Here is a 24,935-nt window from a genome sequence, read left to right on the forward strand (position 1 = left end):
CTCATGCCTGTGTAGGGAATGGGTCAGCCGCATCCGGATCGGAGTCAGCCAAAGGGTTTTGCTCGGAATCAAAGTCCATCCCGCCAGCTTGGGGGGATGTGCGGAAATTCAAGTCGCGCGGATCGCGGGGGTCACTGCTTGCGTCGCTAGGCGCACGCTGCATGGCCAGCACGATCTGTTCGCGCAAGATATCCAGGCCAGTGCCGTCCAGCGCACTGACAAACACGCGTGGCACGCGCACCGCACCGCCCCGCCCCACATCGGGCCGCTCCAGCCAATCCATGGCCTCGCGCGGGCGCTGGTCTTCGTCCAGCATGTCTTGCTTGTTGTAGACCAGGATCTGCGGAATGCCGGCGGCGTCGATTTCAGCCAGCACGCGCTCGACCTCGCGCATCTGCTCATCCAAGTTCGGCGAGGCGGCGTCCACCACATGCAAGAGCAAGTCGGCATCGGCCGCTTCCTGCAGCGTGGCACGGAAGGCCTCGACCAATTTGTGCGGCAGGTCGCGGATGAAACCCACCGTGTCGGACAGCGACACGCTCATGCCAGCCTGCTCCAGATACAGCGAGCGGGTGGTCGTGTCCAGCGTGGCAAAGAGTTGGTCGGCCGCGTAGCTGCGCGCCTTCACCAAGGCATTGAACAGGGTCGACTTGCCCGCATTGGTGTAGCCCACCAAGGAGACACGGAAAACGCTGTTGCGGGCGCGGGCGCGCTGCTGGGTGCTGCGCTGGCGCTGCACCTTCTTGAGCTTGTCCTTGATGGTCTTGATGCGGTCATCGATCATGCGCCGATCCAACTCGATCTGCGCCTCACCGGGGCCACCGCGCATGCCGATGCCGCCGCTTTGCCGCTCCAAGTGGCTCCAGCGCCGCACCAGGCGCGTGGCCAGGTATTGCAAGCGGGCCAATTCCACCTGCATCTTGCCTTCATGGCTCTTGGCGCGGGCGGCAAAAATCTCCAGGATCAAGGCGGTGCGGTCGGCCACGGGCACGCCCAGCACGCGCTCCAGATTGCGCTGTTGCGCGGGCGAAATCGCCTGGTCGAACAACACGGTGTGGGCCTGGTGCGCCTGCACCAGCAGCTTGATTTCATCGGCCTTGCCGGAGCCGACAAACAGCGCGGCATCGGGCGCCTGGCGCTTGGCGATGACACGCGCCACCGGAGTGTCACCGGCCGATTCGGCCAGCAAGGCCAGCTCGTCCAGCGTCGCATCGAAGGTCGAACCCTTGGCGTTGCGGCCGAAATCAACGCCGACAAGAATGGCGCGCGCCGCCTCAGAGGGCGGCGTCGCGGTGGGGAAAGAAGCAGTGGAAGCGGATGAACTCAAGGTGTCTTTGTTTTGGGCCAGCCCAGTCATCAAACAACCCGCCCGCCTGCTTTTGCTTCAAGTGCTAACGCCGAGTTAGGCGACAGCATTTCAGGCGAGGCAGGCTGGGGCGGGTCGCCGGATTCAAGCAGCGTCGTCGGCCGCGTCAGCGGTGTGGAAATTCACGGCACGGCCTGGCACCACGGTCGAAATGGCGTGCTTGTAGACCATCTGGGTCACTGTGTTGCGCAGCAGCACCACATACTGGTCGAACGATTCGATATGGCCTTGCAACTTGATGCCGTTAACCAAGTAGATGGAGACCGGAACATGCTCTTTGCGCAGCAGGTTCAGGAAGGGGTCTTGCAAGAGTTGGCCTTTATTGCTCACGATATGCTCCGTGTTGTGAGAGGGATAAACAAACGAGTTCGAACTAACGGTTTCCACCTTAACACAGGGTAAGCCTCAGTGCTGCCGGCGGGGCAGGAGGTGACGGGGTCACTCCTTGTCCGCGAAAGGATTCTTGGAGGAACGCATCTCGATCCGCAGCGGCGTGCCGACCAATTTGTAGTGCGCGCGAATGCGGCCTTCCAGATAGCGTTTGTAGACCTCGGTCACGCCTTCCAGCGAATTGCCGTGCACGATCACCAAGGGCGGGTTCATGCCGCCCTGGTGGGCGTATCGCAGCTTGGGACGATAGTGTCCGCTGCGCTTGGGCGTTTGGTGCTCCACCGCTTCTTGGATCAGGCGGGTCAGCACCGGCGTGGTCATCTTCTTGTAGGCCGAGGAATAGGCGTCAGCCAAGGCGCCCCACAGCGGCCCCAGACCCTGACGCTTCAAGGCCGAGATGTGCAGCACAGGCGCGAACTTCATGAAGGCCAGGCGCTGCTCGATGGAGCGTGCCAGCAGTTCGCGCTGATAGCTGTCGATGGCATCCCATTTGTTGATGGCGATCACCACCGCGCGGCCGCTTTCCAGCACATAGCCGGCGATGTGCGCGTCTTGGTCCGACACACCCTGAGTGGCGTCGATCAGCAGCAGCACCACATTGGCGTCGGCAATGGCTTGCAGAGTCTTGACCACCGAGAACTTCTCGATCGCCTCGAAGACCTTGCCCTTGCGGCGCAGGCCGGCCGTATCCACCAACTGGAACTGCTGACCATTGCGCTCGAAGGGCACGGCAATCGCGTCGCGCGTGGTGCCGGGCATATCGAATGCCACCAAGCGTTCTTCGCCTAGCCAGGTGTTGATCAGCGTGCTCTTGCCCACGTTCGGGCGGCCGGCCACGGCCAAGCGGATCACACCGTCCGGCGCGGCGCCGGATTCGCCGTCTTCCTCTTCCGCGAACTCGAAGGGTTCGAGCACGATGTCGAGCAGGCTGCGAATGCCCTGGCCGTGTGCGGCCGAGATTGGGATCGGGTTGCCCATGCCGAGTTCATGGAACTCCGCCAGCAGGGGCGACTCGCTCATGCCCTCGGCCTTGTTGACGGCCACGAACACGCGCTTGCTGGCTTGGCGCAGATAGCGGGCGATGTCGGAGTCTTGCGCCGACAGGCCCAAGCGCACGTCCACCACAAAAATCACCACATCCGCCTCGGCCACGGCCTGGCGGGTCTGCTTGGCCATTTCCTTGACGATGCCTGTCGTGCTGTCGGGCTCGAAGCCGCCGGTGTCAATCACGATGTACTCGCGATTGCCGATGCGGCCGTCGCCGTAATGGCGGTCGCGGGTCAAACCGGCGAAGTCGGCCACGATGGCGTCGCGGCTCTTGGTCATCCGGTTGAACAAGGTGGACTTACCCACATTGGGGCGCCCGACGAGTGCGATGACAGGTTTCATATTTTTCTTCTTTTTGCTGTTGACTACTGAACTACAAATTGCTGGCCGCCGGCCTGCTTACTCAGGGCGAAAGGCGTACAAACCGCCCTTGCGCGTGGCGACCAACACGGTTTGCCCCAAGGCCACGGGGGCGGCAACGATGGGCGAGCCATCGGTACTCAGGCGCAGCTGGGTCTTGCCGGTTTCGGCAGACAGGAAATGCACCTGGCCTTCAAAATCACCCACGATCACGGTGGAAGCTTGCAGCAACGGCGCGCTGAGCTTGCGGTTGAGGAATTGCTCCGCCGTCCACTGCACTTCGCCGTTATTGATATTCCAGGCGGTCAGACGATCGGAAGCATCGCCGCCAACCACCAGGCTTGCGCTGCCACCAACACCGTTGATGCCGCCAACATTGCGGCTCCACTGGGCCAGGCCACGGTCAGCATTGACGCAACCCACGGCCGACTGGAAGGCACGGGCGCAGAGCAGATCGCCGCTGCGGAACATCGGGCCAACCAGGTCAGCCAAACGCTCAACTTCGTTGGTGCCGCGCGGATTGGCCACGCTGGCCTCCCAACGCACAGTGCCCTTGTTCGGGTCAACGCCGGTCAGGCGTGCGCCTTGGCCGACGATCAAGGTGTCTTTGAAGGCACCGATCACACCCGGCTGAGCCAGAGTCAGCGCGTCGCCCGGGCGGCGCATTTCCCAAAGCTTGCGGCCCTCTTGGGCATCGAAGGCCAGAACCTGACGGTCCACCGACAGCACAAACACCCGCTCACCCGCCACCAGGGGCGCGGTGATCACCGGTGTCAGCAAGGTCTTGCGCCACAGCACGCGGCCCGCTTCCAGCACCACCAACTCGCTATTGCGGGTCACCACGGCGGCAAAGCGGCCATCGCTACCCACACCAGCCTTGAGTTTTTGGCCGACATCGGCACGCCACAAAGGCTTGCCATTAGCGGCTTGCAAAGCAGTCACCACACCATCGGTGCCGGCCACCACAAATTGGTCGGCCACGGCAGCGATGGAGAGCGGGAACTGCACGCTGTCCAGACTGCTGTTCCAGACCACGCGGCCAGCAATGGCGGGTGTGATCTTTTCCAGCTCAGCAGGCTTGCTCGCTTTGTCCCCACCGAAGAGGGAGCATGCCGACAACAATGCCGACACCGCCAGCAGCGCCGCGCCGCGCTGCAGCTGACGACCCGAGACCCAGCTCGTCAGGCGACTCATTTGCCAGCTCCGGCGGCAGCAGCCGCTTCGTCAGGCATGGCCACACCCAAGGTGGCCAGCTTGGCTTCCACCAGGTGGCGATAGTCCTGCGTCTTGTCCATCGCGGCATGGGCCTTCAGATACTCGGCCTTGGCTTGCTCAGGCTTGCCTTGCAGCTTGAACAGATCGCCACGGCGGTCGGCCTGCAGCGCAGCAAATTCCTTGGACTTGATGCCATCCAGCGTCTTGCCGGCTTCGTCGTACTTCTTGGCGTCGAGTTGCAAGCCGGCCAGGCGCAAGCGCGCGATGTCGCGGTACTCGTCGGCCTTGGCGTTATCGGCGGCCCAGGCCAGGCTGGCTTGGGCGGCATCGGCATTGCCCTTGTCGAACTGCACCTTGGCGGCCTGCAGGGCAGCTTGGGCGGCGTAGGCCGTGCCGGGGTAGCGATCCTTCAAGTCGGTGAAGACACGGCCGGCCTTGTCGGCCTCGCCCAGCTGCACCGCACGGTCCAGCTCGTCATACATGGCGGCGGCCTTGATGGCTTGGTCGCGCTGGTACCAGTTCCAGCCGGTCCAGGCGGCAAATACGGCCACGGCCAGGGTCAGGCCCCAGGTGATGAGATTGCCCCAGCGCTTCCAGAATGCCTTCAGCTGGTCTAACTGTTCTTGTTCTTCGAGATCGAGATGCGACGCCATGGATGAGAAGTTTCTTTGAATTAGCGAAAGTGGCCGGCATGAATCATCAAAGGACTCAGCCGGTCGCGATTATGCGTTGAGCAGCTCGGCCGCCCAAGCCGAGGCATCGGCCATGGGACGAATGAATTGCTCAGCCCCTTCGGCGCGCAAGGGCTTGACCGCCACCTGACCCTGGGCGACTTCGTCCTCGCCAAAGATCAGGGCGAAGGCGGCGCCACTGGCATCAGCCTTCTTGAACTGCGATTTCATACTGCTCTGGCCAGGGTGCAAGACCACCGACACGCCGGCGGCTCGCAGCGCCTCCAGCGTCACCATCACCTGAGGCAAGCCTTTGACCGAGGGCACGATGGCATAGGCTTGCGGCACCGGGGCACTGGGCAAGACACCCACTTCTTCCAGCAGCAAGAGCATGCGCTCCATGCCCATGCCGAAGCCCACGGCCGGCGCAGCTTTGCCGCCCAGCTGTTCGATCAGGCCGTCATAGCGGCCACCGCCGCAGACCGTGCCTTGCGAGCCTAGTTTGTCGGTGACCCACTCGAACACGGTCAGGTTGTAATAGTCCAGGCCACGCACCAGGCGCGGGTTGATTTGGTAGGCCACACCGGCCGCATCCAGAATGGCGCGCACGCCATTGAAGTGCGCCAGCGAGGCTTCGCCCAGGAAGTCCAGCAGCTTGGGCGCTGCATTGGCCATGGCCTGCAGAGCCGGATTCTTGGTGTCCAGCACGCGCAGCGGGTTGGTGTAGAGGCGGCGCTGGCTATCTTCGTCCAGCAGCTCTTTATGCTGCTCCAGATAGGCAATCAAGGCTTCGCGGTGGGCGCGGCGCTCGGCCACTTCACCCAGGCAGTTCAACTCCAGGCGAACATGTTCGCCGTCCACCAGGCCCAGCTCGCGCAGCAGGCGGCTGCCCATCAGAATCACTTCGGCATCGACGTCCGGGCCGGCAAAGCCCAGTGCCTCCACGCCCATCTGGTGGAACTGGCGATAGCGGCCTTTTTGCGGCTTTTCGCGCCGGAACATAGGACCGAAGTAGTACAGGCGGCGGCCCGAGTCACGCAGATAGGAATGCTCGATCATGGCGCGCACCACGCCGGCGGTCATCTCGGGGCGCAGGGCCAGATGCTCGGCTTGGCCATGCTTGTCGGCGCGGTCTTCGAAGGCGTACATCTCCTTCTCGACGATGTCAGTTACCTCGCCGATGCCACGCACAAACAAGGCGGTGGGCTCGACGATAGGTGTGCGCACATTCGCATAGCCATAGCGCTGCAAGACATTGCGCATCTTGGCTTCCAGCCATTCCCAGCGGGCCGACTCGGCCGGCAGGATGTCGTTCATGCCCTTGACCGCTTGCAGCTGGGGCAATTTTTTCGCTTGTACTTCAGTCATCAATGGCGCTCTTTGTTTTCAGGCGGATTCAGGCTGTTTGGGCCGCAGCGCCGAAACGTTTCTCGATATAGCTTTCCACCAAGGCATGGAACTCGTTGGCGATATTGTCACCACGCAGGGTCAGGGCCTTTTCACCGTCGATAAAGACCGGGGCGGCCGGGGCCTCGCCGGTGCCGGGCAGGCTGATGCCCAGGTCGGCATGCTTGCTCTCACCGGGGCCGTTAACGATGCAGCCCATCACGGCGACCTTGAGGTTTTCCACGCCGGGATACTTGGCACGCCAGACCGGCATCTGCGCACGCAGGAAGTCGTCGATCTGCTTGGCCAGTTCCTGGAAGGTGGTGCTGGTGGTGCGGCCGCAGCCGGGGCAAGCGGTCACGCTGGGATTAAAGGCGCGCAGACCCAGGCTTTGCAAAATCTCCAGCGCCACCACCACCTCTTGGGTGCGGGCTTCACCGGGCTGAGGCGTGAGCGAGACGCGGATAGTGTCGCCAATGCCCTCTTGCAGCAGGATGGACAGGGCCGTGGCAGAAGCCACCGTGCCCTTGGTGCCCATGCCGGCTTCGGTCAGGCCCAGATGCAGGGCGTAATCGCAACGCGCGGCCAGGGCACGGTAGACCGAGATCAGGTCCTGCACGCCACTGACCTTGCAGCTGATGATGATGTTGTCGGGGTTCAGGCCCAGTTCACGGGCATAGGCCGCCGAGCTCAGGGCCGACTGGATCAGTGCGCGGTACATCACCTGCTTGGCATCCCAAGGCACGGCGCGCAGTGCGTTCTCGTCCATCATGCTGGCGAGCAACTCTTGATCCAGGCTGCCCCAGTTGACCCCGATGCGCACGACTTTGTCGTACTTGATCGCCGCTTCGATCATCTGACCGAACTGGCGATCACGCTTATCGCCCTTGCCCACATTGCCGGGGTTGATACGGTACTTGGCCAAGGCCTGCGCCATGGCCGGATAGTCGGTCAGCAAGCGGTGGCCGTTGTAATGGAAGTCACCCACCAGCGGCACATCAATGCCCATGCGGTCGAGCTGCTCGCGGATATGCGGCACCGCTTCGGCCGCTTCCGGCGTATTGACGGTGATGCGCACCAGCTCCGAGCCGGCAATCGCCAGCTCTTTGACCTGAATGGCCGTGCCGATCACATCCACCGTGTCGGTATTGGTCATGGACTGCACCCGCACCGGCGCGTCGCCACCGATGGTGACGATGCGCGAACCCTGGCGCACTTGCGCCTGGCGCGAGCGGCGCGGGGCCGGCATGGCGGCGGCAATCGCCTGCTCGATATTGCTGTCCAAAATGATGTCGCTGCTGCTCATGATGTTCAATTCAGTTCGATGCGGGCCACGTTGTCACGTGACTGGGCTTTCAAATCCACCAAGCTGCCACGCAGGGTCAGCTCGGTACCGGCCACATTGCCAACGCGGATCTTCAGCGGCGGCGTGCCGACGAGGTTCTGCTCATCGCCGGGGCGCAGCAACTTGGAAAGCAAGACCTGGCCCTTGGCGTCCACCACCTCGACCCAGGATTCGTCGCTGATCTTGACGCGCAAAGGCACTTGGCCAAGGCCAGGAACCGGTGCGGGCACAGGCGCGCTGGCCGTCGGCGTGGCGCCCAAAGCGGGCTTGGCCGCCAGTTGGGCCGTGTTCACCGGCGCCGGGCTCAATGACGACGTCGTCAATGCCGCAGCGGCGGATGCCGGCGCATTCGCCAACACCGGAGCATTGGTCTCGACGGACGCGGCCAGTGAACTGGCACCCGGCACCACCGGCGCCAAGTCTTGAGCAGGCGCTGAAGGCGCGGCCAAAACCGGCACGCTTGCGGCGGGCATGTCGAGCGCAGGCTGGCTCTTGGCGGTCAAGTTCTGCAACCAGTCAGCGGGCATGAAAAAGACCACGGCCGCAGCCACCAGCAAGCCACCCGCGCCCAAGACGACCGGGCGGCCCAGCAATTCCAGGGAAAAACTGTCGGCGGAGCGGTCGCGATAAGGCGTATTCAAGCCACGCGACACGCTCAGAACCTTGTCCTCGCTGCTCGGCAGCATGGCCATCACCGGGCCGGCGTCAACCTTCAGCGCACGACACATGGCTTTGGCCAAGGCGCGCACAAAAGTCATATCGGGCAGGTCCTGCCAACGGTCGCCCTCAATGGCCTCCAGCTTGGCCTGTGGCACCTTGAGCATGACAGCCAGCGCAGCGATGTGCAGGCCGCTTTGCTGACGCGCGGCGCGCAGATAAGCACCGGCCGATTGCGGCGCGCCGCTGCTCACTTCTGCAGCGGGCAAGTCGGTTGCTTCGGCTGCCTCACTGGCAGCAGACCCGCTCAGATTCGAAGTCATGCGTTCATTCCCTCTTGTTCTTCTTTATTCGTCGAAGCGGCCCGCATCCAGAGCCTTCAGCTCCGAGGACTGCGGATAGCGCTTGCGCAACTGCTGGCTCAGATCCGCCACGCCCGCGCTGCTGCCCATGCCGCGCTCTATTTTCAATGCCAGCCAGAGGCTTTGGGCATTGCTCTGTTCGGTCTGCGCATTGACGCGCCGAATGTAGAAACGCGCGCGCTCATATTGCTGGCTGCGGTACAGCACCTCGGCCAAATTGAAGGCCACGGCTGGGCTGGCAGGATCATATTCAAAAGCCTTCTGCAGGCTCTGCTCGGCCGCGGCCTGGCGGCCTGCACGCGCCTCACACACCCCCTTGGCCAGCCAGGTACGCGAAGGCGCGCGGTAACTGGTCTGGGCCAGCGCACGATCAAACTGCTCTTGCGCGGCCGCCCAGCGCTTTTGCTGGCACAGAATCCAGCCGTAGTTGTGCAAGGTATCCGGGTCTTGCGGATACAGGTTCAAGGTGCGGCGGAAGTTGTCTTCGGCCAACTGGGTCTCACCCGAGGCCCCGTAGATCAGGCCGCGCAAATTCAGCGCCTCGCGCATATCCGGCTTGATCGCCAAGACCTGCTTGACCTCGTTCAGCGCCGTGTCGTACTGGCCGCGCGAAAAGTAGCCACCGGCCAACTCCATGCGCACGGAAGCGCGGCGATCAGCGTCGGTGGAATCGAAATCGGTGCGGGGCACTTCCCGCTCATTGCCTTGCGGCGCGGCGCAACCGACCATGAGCGCGGTGGCGGCCACCATCAGCGCCAGCAAGGGTCGGGTCAAAAAATGCGAGCAAGTCGAGACAGGCGCATCGGAAACTGACGAGAAGTTTTTCATGGCGGCGGGCTGGCTGAAGAACGGAGGTTCAGGAAGGGCTCGCGCCTTTTACCACTATTGGCGCTCGCACCATGCGCACATGCACCTGGGTGCGGTCTTGCACCTCACCGGCCAACTGCCCGCAAGCTGCGTCGATATCGTCACCGCGCGTCTTGCGCACCGTGGTGATCAGGCCTGCCTGCAGCAGCACATCGGCAAAGGCCTTGACACGCTCGTTCGCACTGCGTTTCAAGCCGGAGGCCGGGAAGGGATTGAAGGGGATCAGATTGATCTTGCAGGACACATGGCCGCGCAGCAATTCCACCAAGGCATGCGCTTGCTCGGGCGTGTCATTGACGCCGTCCAGCATGCAGTACTCGAAGGTGATGAAGTCGCGTGGCGCCTTTTCCAGATAGTGGTTGCAGGCGTCCAGCAGTTCAGCGATGGGGTACTTCTTGTTCAGCGGCACGAGCTGGTCGCGCAGCGGATCGGTCGGCGCGTGCAAGGACACGGCCAAAGCCACCGGGCAATCGTCACGCAGGCGCTCGATCATGGGCACCACGCCCGAGGTCGAGACCGTGACGCGACGGCGCGACATGCCGTAGCCATGGTCGTCCAGCATCATGCGCAGGGCGGGCACCAGGGCGCTGTAGTTCTGCAGCGGCTCGCCCATGCCCATCATCACCACATTGGAGATGACGCGCTCGGTCTGATTGAAGCGCTTGCGCAGGCTGTGCTCGGCGAACCAGAGCTGGGCAATGATCTCGGCAGTGTCGAGATTGCGACTAAAACCCTGGTGGCCGGTGGAGCAGAAACGGCAACCCACGGCACAACCGGCCTGGCTGGAAATGCACAAGGTGCCGCGGTCGGTTTCGGGAATGAACACCGCTTCGACCGCATTGCCGGCACCGACGTCAAACAGCCATTTGACAGTGCCATCGGTGGAAATATGTTCGGAGATAGCGGGCAGCGCCGTGACGCATGCGCGTGAAGCCAGCTTGTCGCGCAGCGACTTGGCCAGGTCGGTCATCTGATCAAAATCAGACGCACCTTTTTGATGGATCCAACGGAAAAGCTGGGTGGCGCGAAAGCGCTTCTCACCCAGCTGCTCACAGTACGCGGCCAGGCCTTCGAGGTCGAAACCGAGTAGGTTCGTGAGTCCAGGCAGGTTGACGGCTGCGTCCATGAGTCTTCAATCCTCTTGTGTCGCGCGGCCTCAAGGCCGAGGCACAAGAGGCTTTGCGACTGCCGAATTAACGGCTGTAAACATTCATGCCGGGGAAGAAGAACGCAATTTCTTGCGCTGCTGTTTCGGCGGCGTCGGAACCGTGCACGGCGTTGGCGTCGATGCTGTCAGCGAAGTCAGCACGGATGGTGCCCTTCTCGGCCTTCTTCGGATCGGTAGCGCCCATCAGATCGCGATGCTTCAGGATGGCGTTCTCGCCTTCCAGAGCTTGGATGATGACGGGACCGGAGATCATGAAGTTGACCAGGTCGTTGAAGAAAGGACGTGCCTTGTGCACGGCGTAGAAGGCTTCAGCCTCGCCACGCGACAGGTGGGCCATCTTGGCAGCCACGATCTTCAGGCCAGCGCCTTCAAAGCGAGCGTAGATTTGGCCGATGACGTTCTTGGCGACGGCGTCGGGCTTGATGATGGACAGAGTGCGTTCGATAGCCATGGTTTTCTCCTGAAATCGGGGGGCTTAGCAAAGCCCGTGATTGTACTGTGTGAGGATGACAACGCCGCATGCAGTGCGGCGTTGTCATTCCTTGCCGACCCTGCGGGCCGGACTTTTTTAGCGGTTACGGCCGCCGTAGCCGCCGCCGGAACGGCCGCCGCCACCGTTATTACCACCTTGGCCGCCGCGACCACCGCCGCCGCCCCGGTTGCCACGGCGCACGAAGGCGTCGGCACCGATATAGCCAACCGAGGTCTGCATCGGATCGGGTTGGCGCGGGCCATCACCACCGCCTTGGCGGCCACCACGGCCTCCGCGGTCAGCGGCACTGCCGCCAGCACCGAAACCAGCCGGGATGCCACGACCCTTGCTGGTCGCGAAACGGCGATCAAAGGTCTGCTCCAGCGGATTGATATTGCGCGGGATCGGCTCGTCGAAATCGTCGTCCTGGCGGTCGGGGCCGCGCTCGTTCACGCGCTCATTGCCACGCTCGGCAAAGCGCTCTGGGCCGCGATCCTGCGGACGCTCGCTGCGCTCCACCGGACGCGAAGGACGCGGGCCGACGCCACCATGGCGACCATCGGCACGGCGGCCGCGGTTGTTGCCACGGTCGGCATTGCGGTCATTGCCGCGCTCGGGGGCGCGTTCGCCACCGCGCTCAGCGCCACGCTCGCCACCACGCTCAGGACCACGTTCGGCACCACGATCAGGCCCACGCTCCGCACCGCGATCGTTGCCGCGCTGCGGGCGCTCGCTGCGCATCTGGTTGCCACGCTCTGGGCGCTCACCACGCTCGGGACGCTCACCACGATCAGCACGCTCTTGCTGCGGGCCACCGGCCAGGCGACGGATGATCTTCACATCCTCTTCACCCAACTCGATCCAGACGCAGCGCTTCAGACCACGCGGCAGCACCACGGTGCCGTAGCGAATACGAATCAGGCGGCTCACCACCAGGCCCACGGCCTCGAAGAGCTTGCGCACTTCGCGATTGCGACCTTCGGTGATGACGACGCGATACCAATGGTTCACACCCTCGCCGCCACCGTCTTCAATGCTCTTGAAAGCCGCCTTCTGGCCTTCGATGACAACGCCTTCCAGCAGGCGCGCCTTTTGATCTGGCGTCAGCGTACCCAGCACGCGCACGGCGTACTCACGCTCCACGCCGAAGCGCGGGTGCATCAGCTGATTGGCCAACTCACCCGAGTTGGTGAACAGCAGCAAGCCTTCGGTATTCATGTCCAGACGGCCCACCGACTGCCACTTGCCTTGTTGCAGGCGCGGCAGATGGCGGAACACGGTGGGGCGACCTTCTGGGTCATTGAAGGTCACCACTTCGCCGGCCGGCTTGTGATAAGCCAGGATGCGCGGCGCCGGCGGCGAGATGCGCACGCGGATCGGCTTGCCGGCCACGCGCACGTTATCGCCGAAGGAGATGCGCTGGCCGATATGGGCCACTTCGCCGTTCACTTCGATCTTGCCGTCGGCAATCATGTCCTCGATGTCGCGGCGCGAGCCGATGCCGGCTTGGGCCAGCACCTTTTGCAGCTTGGGCGCATCGGGCTCGGGCGCCAGGACACGCTTGCTATCCTGCTCTTCGCCCTCGCCTTCGTCTTGCGCCTCATCCGATTCGATGTCTTCCACGGTGGCGTCGAAGTCACCCGTCAGCACTTCGGCAAAACGCTCACCGACGGCAGCCAGCACTTCAGGTGCAGGCACCTGGACTTCAACCGCAGCACGCGGCGCGCGCTCTTCACCTTCAGCGAAATCCTTGCGGCCACGGCGGCGATTGCGATTGCGGCTACGGCGCTCGTTGCCTTCGACGCTTTCAGCGCCCTCGGTACCCTCAGCAGCACCTGACTCAGAGCCTCCATCACCAGCAGCAGACTGCGCAACAACCCCCTCAGCGGCAGACTGATCCGGACCCAGCGTGAACACCGGCGCGGCTTCGGCGCGAGCAGTTCTACGGGCTGGCTTGGCAGCCACCTCAGCGACTTCAGCCACAGTGGCCGGTGCAGCAGCTTGTGCCTCAGCAGCAACTGCCACCACCGCGTCAGCGGCAGCAGCCACCGTCTTGCGCGGCGCGCGGCGCTTGGGCGCAGCTTCAGCAACTTCCCCAGCCTCAGGCACTGCGGCCGGCTCAGCAGCTGCAGCCACATCGGCGGCGGCGCCTTCAAGCTTCTTGACAGCCGTCTTGCGTGCGGCGCGCGGCTTGCTCACGGCAGCAACTGCCTCATCGGCGGGCGCTGCGACTTCGGCAGCCACCTTGGGCTTGGCCGGGCTGCGCTTGCGCTTGGGCGCGGCTTCAGCTTCGGTCAAAGGAGCGCCGGCGGCGGCAGTGTCTTGGGGTTCTTGGTCGTTGGAATTCATGCGTCGGTTTGCACCTTATCGGCGGCGTCAGACAAAGGGTCCGGCGTCGCCGGAGGGGACGCGCCGCCGTCATTGAGGGCTGGCGCTGAGGAGGAATCAAGAGATTCAGAAGGCTCGGATTCAGACAATGAATCCGGGCTGGAATTAAGGTTTACTTCGTTTGTTTCAGCAATGTCATCAATCAAAAGGCCTTGCAGCCCGGCCGCATCAGCCAAGGCCTGGGTCGGGCTAGCACCACTGGCCTCCAACTCCGGCAATTGCTCCAGGCTGTTGAGGCCCAAATCATCCAAAAACTGCTTGGTGGTGGCATAGAGGCCGGGGCGACCCGGCGCCTCGCGATAACCAATCACATCAATCCAGCCGCGATCCTCGAGCTGCTTGACGATCTGGGTCGACACCACCACACCCCGGATGTCTTCGATATCCCCCCGGGTCACCGGTTGCCGGTAAGCAATGATGGCCAGGGTTTCCATCACGGCGCGTGAATAACGCTGAGGCTTTTCGGGGTGCAGGCGATCCAGGTACTCACGCAACTCCGGCCGGCTTTGAAAACGCCAACCCGAAGACACGGCCACCAGTTCAACGCCGCGACCTTCCCAGTCTCGGGTGATTTCATCCAAGACGCTGCGCAAGGTATCTGGCCCAACCGCATCGGCAAACAAGCTGCGCATTTCGCGCAGAGTCAAAGGCTGCTGGGCGCAGATGAGCGCGGTCTCGAGGACGCGCTTAGCATCCTGTGTATTCATTGACTTTCGTCATTTTTCCCGATTCAAACGGGGGTTTTGCGATATTCCTGGCCCAGGCATCGATCACTCGCCTCGCTAGTTCAACTCACCAGCTTGTAGGCGTCAGGACCAATGTCCGCAGGGGCGGGGGTTTGTGCAATTGATGCGTGGCTCGAGCGGCGCTTGCTATCGCAAGAATCAAGCTCAAGGCTCACGCAGCGGGCTGATGCGCGATCACTCAACTGCATCAGCAGAGCCCGATTGTAGCGCCCTCAGTAGCTCACCGGCGGCAATTGCAACTCGGGCAGGCCCAACAATTCCCAGGCAGATGCCAAATCCTGTGGCAAAACCGCATCAAATTGCAGCGCCGCCCCGGTGATGGGATGCGCAAAACTCAAGCGCGCGGCATGCAAAGCCTGCCGCGTCAAACCCAGTGCCGGTACGCCGCCATACATCGCATCCGACACCAATGGATGACCCTTGAAGGCCAGATGCACCCGGATTTGGTGAGTGCGACCGCTATGCAGCACGCAGTGCACCGCCGACACGCTGCGCACCCCCACCTGCCCTTCGCCCAGCGCATAAACATCGGTGCGCGAGGGCTTGCCAGTGGCCAGCACCGCCATCTTGATGCGCGAGATCAAGTCGCGACGGATCGGCACATCAATGACCATGGCCTCCGGCACACGGCCGTAGGCCAGCGCGACGTACTCGCGGTGCACCTGACGGGCCGCGATCATGCGCGTCAGCGCCGTCACCGCCTCTGAAGTCTTGCCCACCATCATCAAGCCACTGGTGTCTTTGTCCAGGCGATGGACGATGCCCGCACGCGGCAGGGTCGCCGCCGCCGGGTGATGCGCCAGCAAGCCGTTCATCACCGTGCCCGACCAATTGCCCGAAGCCGGGTGCACCACCATGCCCGCGGCCTTGTTGAGCACCAAGAGATGGGCGTCCTCGTAAACGATATTGAGGTCCATGGGCTCGGCGCGGAAGGCCTTGCTCTCTTCGGTCGGCTGCAACTCCACCCGAACCGACTGGCCGGCCAGCAATTTTTTCGACGCGCTATTGGCGGGCTGGCCATTGATGCTGACGCAGCCGCGCTCGATCAAACCCTGCAAATGATTGCGGGAAAACTCCGGCGCCAACTGCACCATCCAGCGATCCAGACGCTGGGCATGCCATTCGGCAGTGACCAGGGACTCACGCACCTCTATGCCTTGCTCGACGCTCTGCTCGGCGTCCCACTCACCATCGTCTTGCGCGGGTGAGTTTGTTGAATCTGCAGGCAAGGCCTGAACCATATAATGAAAGCTCCGTCTTCAGCTGAGGGGGTGCCATGCACCGCCCTGTAGGGATCATGATCGATAAATGTGTAAAGCGCCAAGCCAGCCTCCCGACCGGAGAGCTTGCTGCAATGCCCTGCGCCATGCCTCGCATTGCGCGAAAGGCCCGCGCGACCTGGCTGACTGTCACGGTAGCCTTGGCCCTGGCGGCCTGTAATTCGGCCCCCAAAGATGACCCGAATTCGCAGGCCAATCTGAACAAATTGTACGCAGAGGCCAAAGATGACCTGATGGCGGGCAGTTATGACCGCGCCATCAAGGCCTTGGAGAAGATCGAAGGCCGCGCCGCTGGCACCACCATGGCCCAACAAGCGCAGCTGGATTTGGCCTGGGCGTATCACAAGAGCGGCGAGCGCGCCCAAGCGGTAACAACGCTGGACCGCTTCATCAAGCTCAACCCGTCGAGCCCGGCGATGGACTACGCGCTGTACATGCGCGGCCTGGTCAACTTCAACGAAGACCTGGGGCTGTTTGGCCGCTTGGCCGCGCAAGACATCTCGGAGCGTGACCAACAAGCCTCGCGGGACGCCTTGCTGTCTTTCCGCCAAGTCGTTGAGCAGTACCCCGACTCGAAGTACGCCAGTGACGCCCGCGTTCGCGTGGACTTCATCACCAACACCTTGGCCAATTACGAGGTGCATGTGGCGCGCTACTACTACGAGCGCGGCGCCTATGTGGCGGCCGCCAATCGCGCCCAGCAAGCCGTGCAGGAGTTCCAGTACGCCCCGGCGGCCGAACACGCGCTGCAGATCATGGTCAAGAGTTACGAGAAGCTGGACCTGCTGCCGCTGCGCGATAGCGCCCAGCGCGTGCTGGCCACCAATTTCCCGAAGAGCGCCTACCTCAACCCCGGCAAAGACAAGCCCTGGTGGAAGGTCTGGTGAGGCCGGCAACCGGGGTCTTAGGCAAGACCTGACCCCAGCTCGAGCCTAGCCGGTGAAGACCGGAAAAGGCCGACAAAGAAAGCGCGCCAATTCGGCGCGTTTTTTATTGCGCTTCCTCGCGCATCTCGGCCAGAAGCTGCAGCCAGTCGAGCGCCTCCGCCTCCTCAGCCAGGCGGGTCATCGGCGGCAGTGCCTCACGCAGGCGCCGGCCATAGTTCATCACCGCCATGCGGGGGTCGCAAACCACCAGCAGGCCGCGGTCCTGCTCGGTGCGAATCAAGCGCCCGCCCCCTTGCTTCAAGGCAATGGCCGCCTCGGCGATGAAGTAATGCGCGAAGGCATTGCGGCCCGCAGCCTCCAGGCGCTGCACCCGCGCCTCCACCAGCGGATCATTGGGAGGAGGGAAAGGCAGCTTGTCGATCAGCACGCATTGCAGGCTGTCGCCCGGCACGTCGATGCCCTCCCAAAAACTGGCCGAGCCCACCAGCACGGCACGCGGATGCTCCATGAACTGCTGCAGCAACATGCGTTTGGGCGCCACACCTTGCTGCAGCACCATGATGTCATCACCCGCCTGCTCAAAGTCCCAGCGCAGGCTGTCGCCAATGGTTTGCAGTGCGCGCAATGTCGTCGTTAGCACAAAGGTGCGCCCACCCAGGGCGCGGGCGCAACGCGCCGCCAGCGCAGCCACTTCCTGCGGGTGCGCGGCCTCATTGGGCTTGGGGAAATTGCGCGGGATGTAGAGCCGCGCATTCTCGGCATAGTTGAAGGGGCTACCGACGCGCAAGATCCGCGCATCATCCAGACCCGCCGGCTCGGTGAACCACGTCAAGCGCTCGTCATCACCCAAGGTGGCCGAGGTAAACACCCAAGCCTTGGGTGCCGCGCCCAACTGCTCTTGCATGGCTTCGCGAATGTCCAGCGGCGACTCGATCAAGCGCGCCTGATGCGGGCTGAGGTCGATCCAGCGCACGTCGGCCGGCTCGGGCTCCTGCGCAAACACCTGGGCCAGCTTGAGCAATTGCTGGGCGCGCTCATGCAAGCGCACGAAATCGGGCGAGGTCTCGGCCACCGTGCCCAGCAAGTCCACCGCCAGCTCGGCCACCTCCGCCACCTCATCCAAGGCCGCCGCAAAAGCCGGTGTACCAGCGCGCTCTTTCCAGGCCAGCTTGATCATGCCGCGCACCTCGCGGCCAGCACTGGCCAGAGGGCCGGCACTGACCAAGCGCAGCTCGCGCGCCGCCTTTTCAAGGCGCGCTTGCAAGCCCTGCCAATCCTGCAGGCCACGCGCCTGCGCCAGGCCCAAGCCCAGCACATCGCGGCCGAAGTCCAGCAGCTGCGCACTGCCCAACTGCGTACCCAGAAACTGCACGCCCGCTTCGGCCAGCTGATGGGCTTCGTCGAAGACGGCCAGGTCAACGCTGGGCAGCAACTCGGCCACCCCGCTATCGCGCAGCGTCATGTCGGCGAAGAAGAGATGATGGTTGACCACAACCACATCGGCCTCCATGGCCTCGCGGCGCGCCTTGACCACATGGCAGGCGCGGTACTCCGGGCAGTCGGAACCCAGGCAGTTGTCTCGCGAGGAAGTCACCAGCGGGATCACCGAGGAGCGCTCATCCAGCCCGTCCAATTCAGCCAGATCCCCGCTTTGCGTTTGCAGCGCCCAGCGCTCAATGCGCGCCAGGGCCAGCACGGCGCGCCTGTCGGTCAGCTCCTCGCTATGGCGGGCGTGTTGCATGCGGTGCGTACACAGATAGCTGCCGCGCCCTTTGAGCAGGGCGATTCGCACCGGCGTTTGCAAGGCTTTGCACAGGCGCGGCAAGTCGCGCATGAAGAGTTGGTCTTGGAGATTCTTGGTCGCGGTGCTGATCAAGGCACGACCGCCCGACAACAACGCCGGCACCAAGTAAGCAAAGGTCTTGCCGACCCCCGTGCCGGCCTCGACCACCAAGGTCTCGCGGCGGGCAATGGCGCGCGCCACCGCCTGGCTCATTTGCAATTGCTGCTCGCGCGGGGAGTAGCCGGGGTCGGCCTGAGAGATCGGGCCACCCGGGGCAAAGGCCGCGGCCACCCACTGCTCCAACTCGGAAGGAGACAGATCGTCGACTTCAGGAATCGCCAAGTCCTCAGCAGGCTCGCCCAACACCTGCTCAGGCCCGTTCATCGGGGTCGCTTTCCAGTTCCAGCTTAGCAATCAGATCGCGCAGCGCCAAGCGGCGCTTTTTCAGGCGACGCAAACTCAGCTCGTCCGAGGCCAGACCTTGGCTCTTGGCCTGCGCTTCATCCAGCGTGAGTCGGTCGATCAGCAAGTCCAGATCGGCATGCTCCATGCGCAGCTCGATCAGGCGGCGCGACAGCGAGTGCAGTTCTTCATCCATGGGCTCGGTGCAAACTCGCAGTCTTGGGCTTCAAAAGAGAAGGCGGATATTCGCTCATTCCAGGGCAATATCTACCGGGCTAGGGATTATAGTTTTGGCCATGACTCGCATCCTCCCAGGCTTTCGCCTTGCTGCCGCCACCGGCACCCATCGCGGTGACAGAACTTACCAGCAAGATCAGGTTGGCGTCATCTCCCACCCCCGATACAGCGGCTGCGTGCTGGCCGTCGTGGCCGATGGCATGGGCGGCAAAAGCGGCGGGCGCAAAGCCGCCGATCAGGTGCTGCTGACCGCACAACAATTGTTTGAACGCTTTGTGCCCGAGGAAGAATCGGCCGAAGACTTGCTGCAGCAGCTGGTGTCCGAAGCCCATCTAATGATCAAGCTGACGGCCTTGTCGGCCGAGGAAGAGCCGCACAGCACCGTCGCCGCCTTCCTGATCAATAGCGACCGGCGATGCTACTGGGTGCATTCGGGTGACTCGCGCATTTACCTCTTCCGTGGCGCCGAGATGGTCAAGCGCACGCTCGACCATTCCTATGTGCAACGCTTGGTGGACGAGGGCGAGATCAGCGAGCTAGAGGCGCAAAGCCATCCGCAGTCCAATCTGCTGACCGCCTGCTTGGGCACGGTGGCTGAGCCAGCAACCCAACTCAGCCGCATCGACAGCCTGGAGATTGGCGACACCTTGATGTGCTGCACCGACGGGCTTTGGCACTACTTCAGCCAGACCGAACTGGGCAATACGCTTAAACAACTGCCCCCGCGCGAAGCAGCCGAGGCCTTGATTGCCAAGGCCCGGCAGCGCGCGCGCGGCACTGGCGACAATTTGTCGCTGGCCATTATTCGGGTCGAAGCGCTCATCTGAGTTTGGGCCTGCGGGCCCCAATCACCAGCGCCCGAAAACAGCCAACAAGCTCAGCGCTTTGGCGCGCTCGATGATGCTGAGGCGGGCCCCGATGCAGCGACCGGAACCTGCACCCGCGCCGGCAACTGCGCTGCAGGCGGCACAGGCAGGCTGACCGGCGCAGGCTTGCCGCTTGCGGCCTGTTTTTTTTGCCGCTCTGCATTGCGGAGCTGAACCTCGGCTTGATGCGCTTGCATCTGCTGCAGGCGCTTTTGCGCTTGCTCGGCGCGCTTGGCAGCCTCTTGCTCGGCGCGTGCTTGTTGGGCGGCCTTGGCGTCTTCACGCTCGCGCCGGTCCATCAGCGGCGCGCGCGGCGCACGCAAATCACGCAAAGGCTGACTGGCCGCATCCGCGCTGGGCGCACGCAGCAAGGCCTCGGTACGGCGCTGCCCTTCCTGGCTTTCAAACTCACGCTGGCGGGCCTGCACGGCCTCGCGCTGCGCCTCGGCACGGGCACGGCGCTCCGCCAAGGACAGCGCGTCAAGGCGCTTTTGCAGTGGCCGCAAGGCTTGTTCCCGGCGCTGGCGGGCCTGATCGAGGCAGGCAGTGACCATGAAGCGCGACTGGCAGGCCTCGCTGTCTTTACTGAACTGCGCTTCGATGGCTGCGCTTTGGCCTTGCAAAGCGGCCCGCTCGCTTTCTGCTCCGGTGCCGCCGACGCTTAGCCCAGCCGAAGCCGCCACAAAAGACAGCAGAGCCAGCGGCAGAGCACGCAACAGATCCCAAGCAAAGGGCCGGGTCATCTTGAAATCAAGCATTGCCGCATCCGCTTTCTTGTCCGCACGCATTCAGCCACCGATCCGAATCATGTGAGCGAGGTGTCCACATCACGCCGCTCCAGCGACAAATACTCCGACGACTGCATCTCTTGCAGCCGCGAGACGGTGCGCGGGAACTCATGCGCAAGAGGGCCTTCGGTATACAGCGCTTCGGCGGCCACAGCGGCCGAGATGAACAGCTTGACGCGGCGGTCGTACAGCACGTCGATCAGCCAAGTGAAGCGGCGCGCCTCGCTGCTCAAGCGCGGCGGCATCTCGGGCACATTGGACAGAATCAGGGTGTGGAACTGGCTGGCCAATTCCAGATAGTCGTTTTGCGATCGCGGCCCGCCACACAAGGCATTGAAATCAAACCAGACCACACCGCCGGCGCGGCGCCGCGCACGGATCTCGCGGTGTTCGATGCGCAGCAGCGGGTTCTCTTCTTTGGCTTCGGCCAGGGACTCGAAGGCATTTGTCAGCGCCGCATCGGCGACCTCGCCCAAGGGCGTGTGATACAGCTCCACATGATCCAGCGTGCGGCGCCGGTAGTCGAAGCCGTTGTCCACATTGATGACCTCGAGCTTCTCATTCAAGAGCGCGATGGCCGGCAAGATGCGATCCCGATGCAAGCCATTGGGATAAAGATCGTCAGGCCGGAAATTGGAGGTCGTGACGATGGAGACGCGGTTGCGGAACATCGCGTCCAGCAAGCGATGCAGAATCATCGCATCGGTCACATCCGACACATGGAACTCGTCAAAGCAAATCAGGCGAAAGCGTTTGGCAATGCGCTTACCCAGCTCTTCCAGCGGATCCGGAATGCCCTTGAGCTCCTGCAACTCGCGGTGCACCTCGCGCATGAATTCATGGAAGTGGAGGCGCGTCTTGCGGGTCAGCGGCACGGCCTGGAAGAAGCAGTCCATCAGAAAGCTCTTGCCCCGCCCCACGCCGCCAAACATATACACACCGCGCGGCAGCGGTGGGTGGCGCAGCAGCTTGGTGACAGCATTGCTGCGGCGGGCTTTGTAGTCGGCCCATTCGTCTTGGCAGCGCTGCAGGGCTGCGACGGCGCGCAGCTGCGCCGGGTCGGCGGTGTAGCCGCGTTCTTGCAGGGTCAGCTGGTAAAGCTCGGTGACGGAGGTCATTCAGGATTCCAACAAAAAAGGGCGACCACGGTCGCCCCTTGTTCTGCTCAGATCAGCATCAGAAATTGAGCGTGCGCTTATCCACGGCCAGGGCCGCTTCCTTGGTGGCTTCGCTCAGGCTCGGGTGAGCATGGCAGATACGGGCAATGTCTTCGGCCGAGGCCTTGAACTCCATCGCCACCACGGCTTCGGAGATCAGCTCCGAGGCCATCGGGCCAATGATGTGCACGCCCAGGATCTCGTCGGTCTTGGCGTCAGCCAGGAACTTGACGAAGCCATTGGTATCACCCAGGGCACGTGCGCGGCCATTGGCCAGGAAGGGGAACTGCCCGGCCTTGTACTCAACGCCATCGGCTTTGAGTTGCTGCTCGGTGCGGCCAACCCAGGCGATCTCGGGGCTGGTGTAGATCACCCAAGGGATGGTGTTGAAGTTGACATGGCCATGTTGACCGGCAATGCGCTCGGCCACGGCAACGCCCTCTTCCTCGGCCTTGTGCGCCAACATCGGGCCGCGCACCACATCGCCCACCGCCCAGACATTGGGCAGATTGGTCTTGCAGTCGCCGTCCACCTCGATGGCACCGCGCTCGTCCAGCTTCAAGCCAACCGCTTCGGAATTCAAACCGATGGTGTTGGGCACGCGGCCGATGGAGATGATGAGCTTGTCCACGGCCAGGGTCTGCGCTGCACCCTTGGCGTCGGTGTAAGCCACAGTGACGCCGTCCTTGGCGGACTTGACTTCACCGATCTTGACGCCCAGCTCGATCTTCAGACCTTGCTTCTTGAACAGCTTGGCGGCTTCCTTGGCGACGGACTCGTCGACAGCGCCCAGGAATGTCGGCAGACCTTCCAGAACGGTCACTTCCGCGCCCAGGCGGCGCCAGACCGAACCCATTTCCAGGCCGATCACGCCGGAGCCGATCACGCCCAGCTTCTTAGGCACAGCGCCGATGCGCAGTGCGCCGTCGTTGCTGAGGATGTTCTCTTCATCGAACGCAGCGCCGGGCAGTTGGCGGGCATTCGAGCCTGTGGCCAGAATCACGTGCTTGGCCAGGATGACTTCCTCGCCGGCCTTGATCTCGTACAGGCCGTCCTTGGCAGCGACAAAGGAGCCCCGGCCGTGGAAGAAGCTGACCTTGTTCTTCTTGAACAGGTACAAGATGCCGTCATTGTTCTGCTTCACCACCATATCTTTGCGGCCAATCATCTTGGCCACATCCATCTTGATGTTGTCGGCCGAGATGCCGTGGTCGGCAAAGTGGTGGTTGGCGTGCTCGAAATGCTCCGACGATTGCAGCAGCGCCTTGGACGGAATGCAGCCCACGTTGGTGCAGGTGCCGCCCGGTGCGGGGCCGCCCTTGTCGTTTTTCCACTCGTCGATACAAGCGGCGTTGAAGCCCAGCTGGGCCGCGCGGATGGCGGCGATATAACCGCCAGGGCCGCCGCCGATCACGACGACGTCAAATTGTTTTGTGCTCATCAAATGCTCCTGCACCCACGCTTCAGTGGGCGAGCTTGAGGGTGATAACGCCGCCGACGATCATCGCCACACCGAGGAATCTCCACAGCGTGGCGGCATCGCCAAAGAACATCACCCCGATCAAAAAAGTGCCGGCGCCGCCGATGCCCGTCCAGACGGCATAGGCCGTCCCGATGGGAATCTCACGCTGCGCCATCCAGAGTAGCCAACCACTCAAACCCATGGACGCTACGGCCGCCACGATGCCGCTGACCCGGTACTCCGCTTGCTGAGACAGCTTGAAGCCCAGGGGCCAGCCGATCTCACAGACACCGGCCAGCAGCAGGTAGACCCAGGCCATGGTTTGAGTCATTGCGCCGTCGACGGGTTTAGATGTCGAACAGCAGGCGAGCCGGATCTTCCAGCGCTTCCTTCATGGTCACCAGACCCAGCACGGCTTCGCGGCCGTCGATGATGCGGTGGTCATAGGACATGGCCAGATAGTTGATCGGGCGCACCACCACTTGGCCGTTCTCGACGACGGCGCGGTCCTTGGTCGCGTGCACGCCCAGGATGGCCGACTGAGGCGGGTTGATGATGGGGGTCGACAGCATGGAGCCGAAGGTGCCGCCGTTGGAGATGGAGAAGGTGCCGCCAGTCAGGTCGTCCAGCGAGATCTTGCCTTCCTTGGCCTTTTGGCCGAATTCGGCGATCTTCTTCTCGATGTCAGCGAAGCTCATCTGGTCCGCATTGCGGATGATGGGCACCACCAGGCCGCGCGGCGAACCGACGGCGATACCGATGTCGAAGTAGCCGTGGTAGACGATGTCATTGCCGTCAACCGAAGCGTTCAGCACCGGGTACTTCTTCAGGGCGGCAACGGCAGCCTTGACGAAGAAGCTCATGAAGCCCAGCTTGACGCCGTGTTCCTTCTCGAACTTTTCCTGGAACTTCTTGCGCATTTCCATCACCGGCGCCATGTTCACTTCATTGAACGTGGTCAGGATGGCGTTGGTGGCTTGCGATTGCAGCAGACGCTCGGCAACGCGGGCGCGCAGACGGGTCATGGGCACGCGCTGCTCGGGGCGGTCGCCCAAGTTCATGGCGGCAGGTGCGGCCACAGCAGGCAAAGGCTTGGCAACCGAAGGCGCAGCAGCCACGGCCACCGGTGCGGGCACAGCAGCCGGCTTGGCGCCAGCGGCCAGGGCGTCGCCCTTGGTGACACGGCCGTCTTTGCCGGAACCGGCCACGTCGGTGGCGGACAAGCCCTTTTCAGCCAGGATCTTGGCGGCGGCGGGCATGGCGACATCGCCCTTGCCACCAGCCACGGGTGCGGCTGCTGCAGCGGCAGCAGGCGCGGCAGCGGCGACAGCCTTGACTTCCAGCGGGCTGGCCTGGGCCGTGCCTTCGGTGTCGATGCGGGCGATGACTTCTTCGCTGGCGACGCTTTCGCCGTCGTTCTTGACGATCTGGGCCATCACGCCGGCGCTCGGCGCGGGCACTTCCAGCACGACCTTGTCGGTCTCGATTTCAACCAGGATCTCGTCGATGGCCACGGCTTCGCCGGGCTTTTTCTTCCAGGTCAGCAGCGTGCCTTCGGACACAGATTCAGACAGCTGGGGGACTTTGACTTCGATGATTGCCATGATGTTCTAACTTTCTATTTGTTCGGAGT

At 63.1% G+C, this 24,935-nt stretch carries 23 protein-coding genes; 2 read left to right on the forward strand and 21 right to left on the reverse strand.

Going from position 1 to position 24,935, the window contains the following annotated elements; genetic code table 11:
• Window position 1: 1 nt before the first annotated feature.
• From hflX to AABB87_RS14295, 14 genes are all read right to left on the reverse strand, one after another.
• Window positions 2-1,261 (reverse strand): GTPase HflX, encoded by a 1,260-nt coding sequence (gene hflX, locus AABB87_RS14230; protein ID WP_341971882.1) that lies wholly within the window; start codon window positions 1,259-1,261, stop codon window positions 2-4.
• A 189-nt stretch (window positions 1,262-1,450) separates the two neighbouring features.
• Window positions 1,451-1,696, reverse strand: coding sequence for an RNA chaperone Hfq (gene hfq / locus AABB87_RS14235; protein ID WP_058720384.1), 246 nt, complete (start codon window positions 1,694-1,696; stop codon window positions 1,451-1,453).
• A 108-nt stretch (window positions 1,697-1,804) separates the two neighbouring features.
• Window positions 1,805-3,145 (reverse strand): ribosome biogenesis GTPase Der, encoded by a 1,341-nt coding sequence (gene der / locus AABB87_RS14240; RefSeq protein WP_058720385.1) that lies wholly within the window; start codon window positions 3,143-3,145, stop codon window positions 1,805-1,807.
• 57 nt (window positions 3,146-3,202) lie between these two features.
• Entirely contained in the window at window positions 3,203-4,357 is a 1,155-nt protein-coding gene (gene bamB, locus AABB87_RS14245; RefSeq protein WP_341971837.1) for an outer membrane protein assembly factor BamB, read from the reverse strand.
• A complete protein-coding gene (locus tag AABB87_RS14250) occupies window positions 4,354-5,031 on the reverse strand; it encodes a YfgM family protein (protein ID WP_341971838.1) in 678 nt (225 codons plus the stop codon). The genes bamB and AABB87_RS14250 overlap by 4 nt, the downstream gene beginning before the upstream one ends.
• 69 nt (window positions 5,032-5,100) lie before the next feature.
• A complete protein-coding gene (gene hisS, locus AABB87_RS14255; protein ID WP_341971839.1) occupies window positions 5,101-6,417 on the reverse strand; it encodes a histidine--tRNA ligase in 1,317 nt (438 codons plus the stop codon).
• A 28-nt stretch (window positions 6,418-6,445) separates the two neighbouring features.
• Window positions 6,446-7,741, reverse strand: a complete 1,296-nt coding sequence (gene ispG, locus AABB87_RS14260) for a flavodoxin-dependent (E)-4-hydroxy-3-methylbut-2-enyl-diphosphate synthase (RefSeq protein ID WP_058720388.1) — start codon at window positions 7,739-7,741, stop codon at window positions 6,446-6,448.
• A gap of 5 nt (window positions 7,742-7,746) precedes the next feature.
• Window positions 7,747-8,760: a helix-turn-helix domain-containing protein gene (locus tag AABB87_RS14265; RefSeq protein WP_341971840.1), complete on the reverse strand. Its 1,014-nt coding sequence runs from the start codon at window positions 8,758-8,760 to the stop codon at window positions 7,747-7,749.
• A gap of 24 nt (window positions 8,761-8,784) precedes the next feature.
• On the reverse strand, window positions 8,785-9,627 hold the full coding sequence (gene pilW / locus AABB87_RS14270; RefSeq protein ID WP_341971841.1) for a type IV pilus biogenesis/stability protein PilW: 843 nt from the start codon (window positions 9,625-9,627) through the stop codon (window positions 8,785-8,787).
• Between the two features lie 28 nt (window positions 9,628-9,655).
• A complete protein-coding gene (rlmN, locus tag AABB87_RS14275; protein WP_341971842.1) occupies window positions 9,656-10,792 on the reverse strand; it encodes a 23S rRNA (adenine(2503)-C(2))-methyltransferase RlmN in 1,137 nt (378 codons plus the stop codon).
• Between the two features lie 67 nt (window positions 10,793-10,859).
• Window positions 10,860-11,285 (reverse strand): nucleoside-diphosphate kinase, encoded by a 426-nt coding sequence (gene ndk, locus AABB87_RS14280; RefSeq protein ID WP_058720391.1) that lies wholly within the window; start codon window positions 11,283-11,285, stop codon window positions 10,860-10,862.
• 117 nt (window positions 11,286-11,402) lie between these two features.
• A complete protein-coding gene (locus tag AABB87_RS14285) occupies window positions 11,403-13,655 on the reverse strand; it encodes a pseudouridine synthase (RefSeq protein WP_341971843.1) in 2,253 nt (750 codons plus the stop codon).
• Window positions 13,652-14,401 (reverse strand): SMC-Scp complex subunit ScpB, encoded by a 750-nt coding sequence (gene scpB, locus AABB87_RS14290; protein ID WP_341971844.1) that lies wholly within the window; start codon window positions 14,399-14,401, stop codon window positions 13,652-13,654. The genes AABB87_RS14285 and scpB overlap by 4 nt, the downstream gene beginning before the upstream one ends.
• 251 nt (window positions 14,402-14,652) lie before the next feature.
• A complete protein-coding gene (locus AABB87_RS14295) occupies window positions 14,653-15,681 on the reverse strand; it encodes an RluA family pseudouridine synthase (RefSeq protein WP_445944869.1) in 1,029 nt (342 codons plus the stop codon).
• A gap of 125 nt (window positions 15,682-15,806) precedes the next feature.
• On the opposite strand from AABB87_RS14295, the gene AABB87_RS14300 reads away from it, so the two are divergent.
• Window positions 15,807-16,607 carry an outer membrane protein assembly factor BamD gene (locus tag AABB87_RS14300; RefSeq protein WP_058720394.1) on the forward strand — a complete coding sequence of 267 codons (801 nt, stop codon included), beginning with the start codon at window positions 15,807-15,809 and terminating at the stop codon, window positions 16,605-16,607.
• A 103-nt stretch (window positions 16,608-16,710) separates the two neighbouring features.
• Here the strand turns inward: AABB87_RS14300 and AABB87_RS14305 are convergent, their stop codons facing one another.
• Window positions 16,711-18,774, reverse strand: a complete 2,064-nt coding sequence (locus AABB87_RS14305) for an ATP-dependent DNA helicase (protein ID WP_341971846.1) — start codon at window positions 18,772-18,774, stop codon at window positions 16,711-16,713.
• The gene (locus tag AABB87_RS14310; RefSeq protein WP_058720395.1) at window positions 18,761-18,988 is read right to left on the reverse strand and encodes a YdcH family protein; all 228 of its coding nucleotides are present in this window, start codon (window positions 18,986-18,988) and stop codon (window positions 18,761-18,763) included. Before AABB87_RS14310 ends, AABB87_RS14305 begins: the two co-directional genes overlap by 14 nt.
• A 100-nt stretch (window positions 18,989-19,088) precedes the next feature.
• Between AABB87_RS14310 and AABB87_RS14315 the strand changes: the two genes are divergently transcribed.
• A complete protein-coding gene (locus AABB87_RS14315; protein WP_341971847.1) occupies window positions 19,089-19,856 on the forward strand; it encodes a PP2C family protein-serine/threonine phosphatase in 768 nt (255 codons plus the stop codon).
• Window positions 19,857-19,906: 50 nt separating this feature from the next.
• Here the strand turns inward: AABB87_RS14315 and AABB87_RS14320 are convergent, their stop codons facing one another.
• Genes AABB87_RS14320 through odhB form a run of 5 tightly spaced genes read right to left on the reverse strand, consistent with a single transcriptional unit; the run spans window position 19,907 to window position 24,906 of the window.
• Window positions 19,907-20,653 carry a hypothetical protein gene (locus tag AABB87_RS14320; RefSeq protein ID WP_341971848.1) on the reverse strand — a complete coding sequence of 249 codons (747 nt, stop codon included), beginning with the start codon at window positions 20,651-20,653 and terminating at the stop codon, window positions 19,907-19,909.
• 47 nt (window positions 20,654-20,700) lie between these two features.
• Window positions 20,701-21,801 carry a cell division protein ZapE gene (gene zapE, locus AABB87_RS14325; RefSeq protein WP_341971849.1) on the reverse strand — a complete coding sequence of 367 codons (1,101 nt, stop codon included), beginning with the start codon at window positions 21,799-21,801 and terminating at the stop codon, window positions 20,701-20,703.
• Window positions 21,802-21,859: 58 nt separating this feature from the next.
• The gene (gene lpdA, locus AABB87_RS14330) at window positions 21,860-23,281 is read right to left on the reverse strand and encodes a dihydrolipoyl dehydrogenase (RefSeq protein WP_058720398.1); all 1,422 of its coding nucleotides are present in this window, start codon (window positions 23,279-23,281) and stop codon (window positions 21,860-21,862) included.
• A 22-nt stretch (window positions 23,282-23,303) separates the two neighbouring features.
• Window positions 23,304-23,633, reverse strand: coding sequence for a DMT family transporter (locus AABB87_RS14335; RefSeq protein ID WP_341971850.1), 330 nt, complete (start codon window positions 23,631-23,633; stop codon window positions 23,304-23,306).
• Between the two features lie 16 nt (window positions 23,634-23,649).
• Complete coding sequence (gene odhB / locus AABB87_RS14340) at window positions 23,650-24,906, reverse strand: 2-oxoglutarate dehydrogenase complex dihydrolipoyllysine-residue succinyltransferase (protein WP_341971851.1); 1,257 nt, start codon at window positions 24,904-24,906, stop codon at window positions 23,650-23,652.
• Window positions 24,907-24,935: the final 29 nt, after the last annotated feature.

This window comes from Roseateles sp. PN1, assembly GCF_038419725.1.
Classification (GTDB): Bacteria; Pseudomonadota; Gammaproteobacteria; order Burkholderiales; family Burkholderiaceae_C; genus Paucibacter_A.

Bases quoted from the DNA above. Each gene is read 5' to 3' on its own strand.
- der (WP_058720385.1), bottom strand. From the start codon at position 3,145: ATGAAACCTGTCATCGCACTCGTCGGGCGCCCCAATGTGGGTAAGTCC.
- bamB (WP_341971837.1), bottom strand. From the start codon at position 4,357: ATGAGTCGCCTGACGAGCTGGGTCTCGGGTCGTCAGCTGCAGCGCGGC.
- AABB87_RS14250 (WP_341971838.1), bottom strand. From the start codon at position 5,031: ATGGCGTCGCATCTCGATCTCGAAGAACAAGAACAGTTAGACCAGCTG.
- hisS (WP_341971839.1), bottom strand. From the start codon at position 6,417: ATGACTGAAGTACAAGCGAAAAAATTGCCCCAGCTGCAAGCGGTCAAG.
- ispG (WP_058720388.1), bottom strand. From the start codon at position 7,741: ATGAGCAGCAGCGACATCATTTTGGACAGCAATATCGAGCAGGCGATT.
- AABB87_RS14265 (WP_341971840.1), bottom strand. From the start codon at position 8,760: ATGACTTCGAATCTGAGCGGGTCTGCTGCCAGTGAGGCAGCCGAAGCA.
- pilW (WP_341971841.1), bottom strand. From the start codon at position 9,627: ATGAAAAACTTCTCGTCAGTTTCCGATGCGCCTGTCTCGACTTGCTCG.
- rlmN (WP_341971842.1), bottom strand. From the start codon at position 10,792: ATGGACGCAGCCGTCAACCTGCCTGGACTCACGAACCTACTCGGTTTC.
- ndk (WP_058720391.1), bottom strand. From the start codon at position 11,285: ATGGCTATCGAACGCACTCTGTCCATCATCAAGCCCGACGCCGTCGCC.
- AABB87_RS14285 (WP_341971843.1), bottom strand. From the start codon at position 13,655: ATGAATTCCAACGACCAAGAACCCCAAGACACTGCCGCCGCCGGCGCT.
- scpB (WP_341971844.1), bottom strand. From the start codon at position 14,401: ATGAATACACAGGATGCTAAGCGCGTCCTCGAGACCGCGCTCATCTGC.
- AABB87_RS14295 (WP_445944869.1), bottom strand. From the start codon at position 15,681: ATGGTTCAGGCCTTGCCTGCAGATTCAACAAACTCACCCGCGCAAGAC.
- AABB87_RS14300 (WP_058720394.1), top strand. From the start codon at position 15,807: ATGCCTCGCATTGCGCGAAAGGCCCGCGCGACCTGGCTGACTGTCACG.
- AABB87_RS14305 (WP_341971846.1), bottom strand. From the start codon at position 18,774: ATGAACGGGCCTGAGCAGGTGTTGGGCGAGCCTGCTGAGGACTTGGCG.
- AABB87_RS14310 (WP_058720395.1), bottom strand. From the start codon at position 18,988: ATGGATGAAGAACTGCACTCGCTGTCGCGCCGCCTGATCGAGCTGCGC.
- AABB87_RS14315 (WP_341971847.1), top strand. From the start codon at position 19,089: ATGACTCGCATCCTCCCAGGCTTTCGCCTTGCTGCCGCCACCGGCACC.
- AABB87_RS14320 (WP_341971848.1), bottom strand. From the start codon at position 20,653: ATGCTTGATTTCAAGATGACCCGGCCCTTTGCTTGGGATCTGTTGCGT.
- zapE (WP_341971849.1), bottom strand. From the start codon at position 21,801: ATGACCTCCGTCACCGAGCTTTACCAGCTGACCCTGCAAGAACGCGGC.
- lpdA (WP_058720398.1), bottom strand. From the start codon at position 23,281: ATGAGCACAAAACAATTTGACGTCGTCGTGATCGGCGGCGGCCCTGGC.
- AABB87_RS14335 (WP_341971850.1), bottom strand. From the start codon at position 23,633: ATGACTCAAACCATGGCCTGGGTCTACCTGCTGCTGGCCGGTGTCTGT.
- odhB (WP_341971851.1), bottom strand. From the start codon at position 24,906: ATGGCAATCATCGAAGTCAAAGTCCCCCAGCTGTCTGAATCTGTGTCC.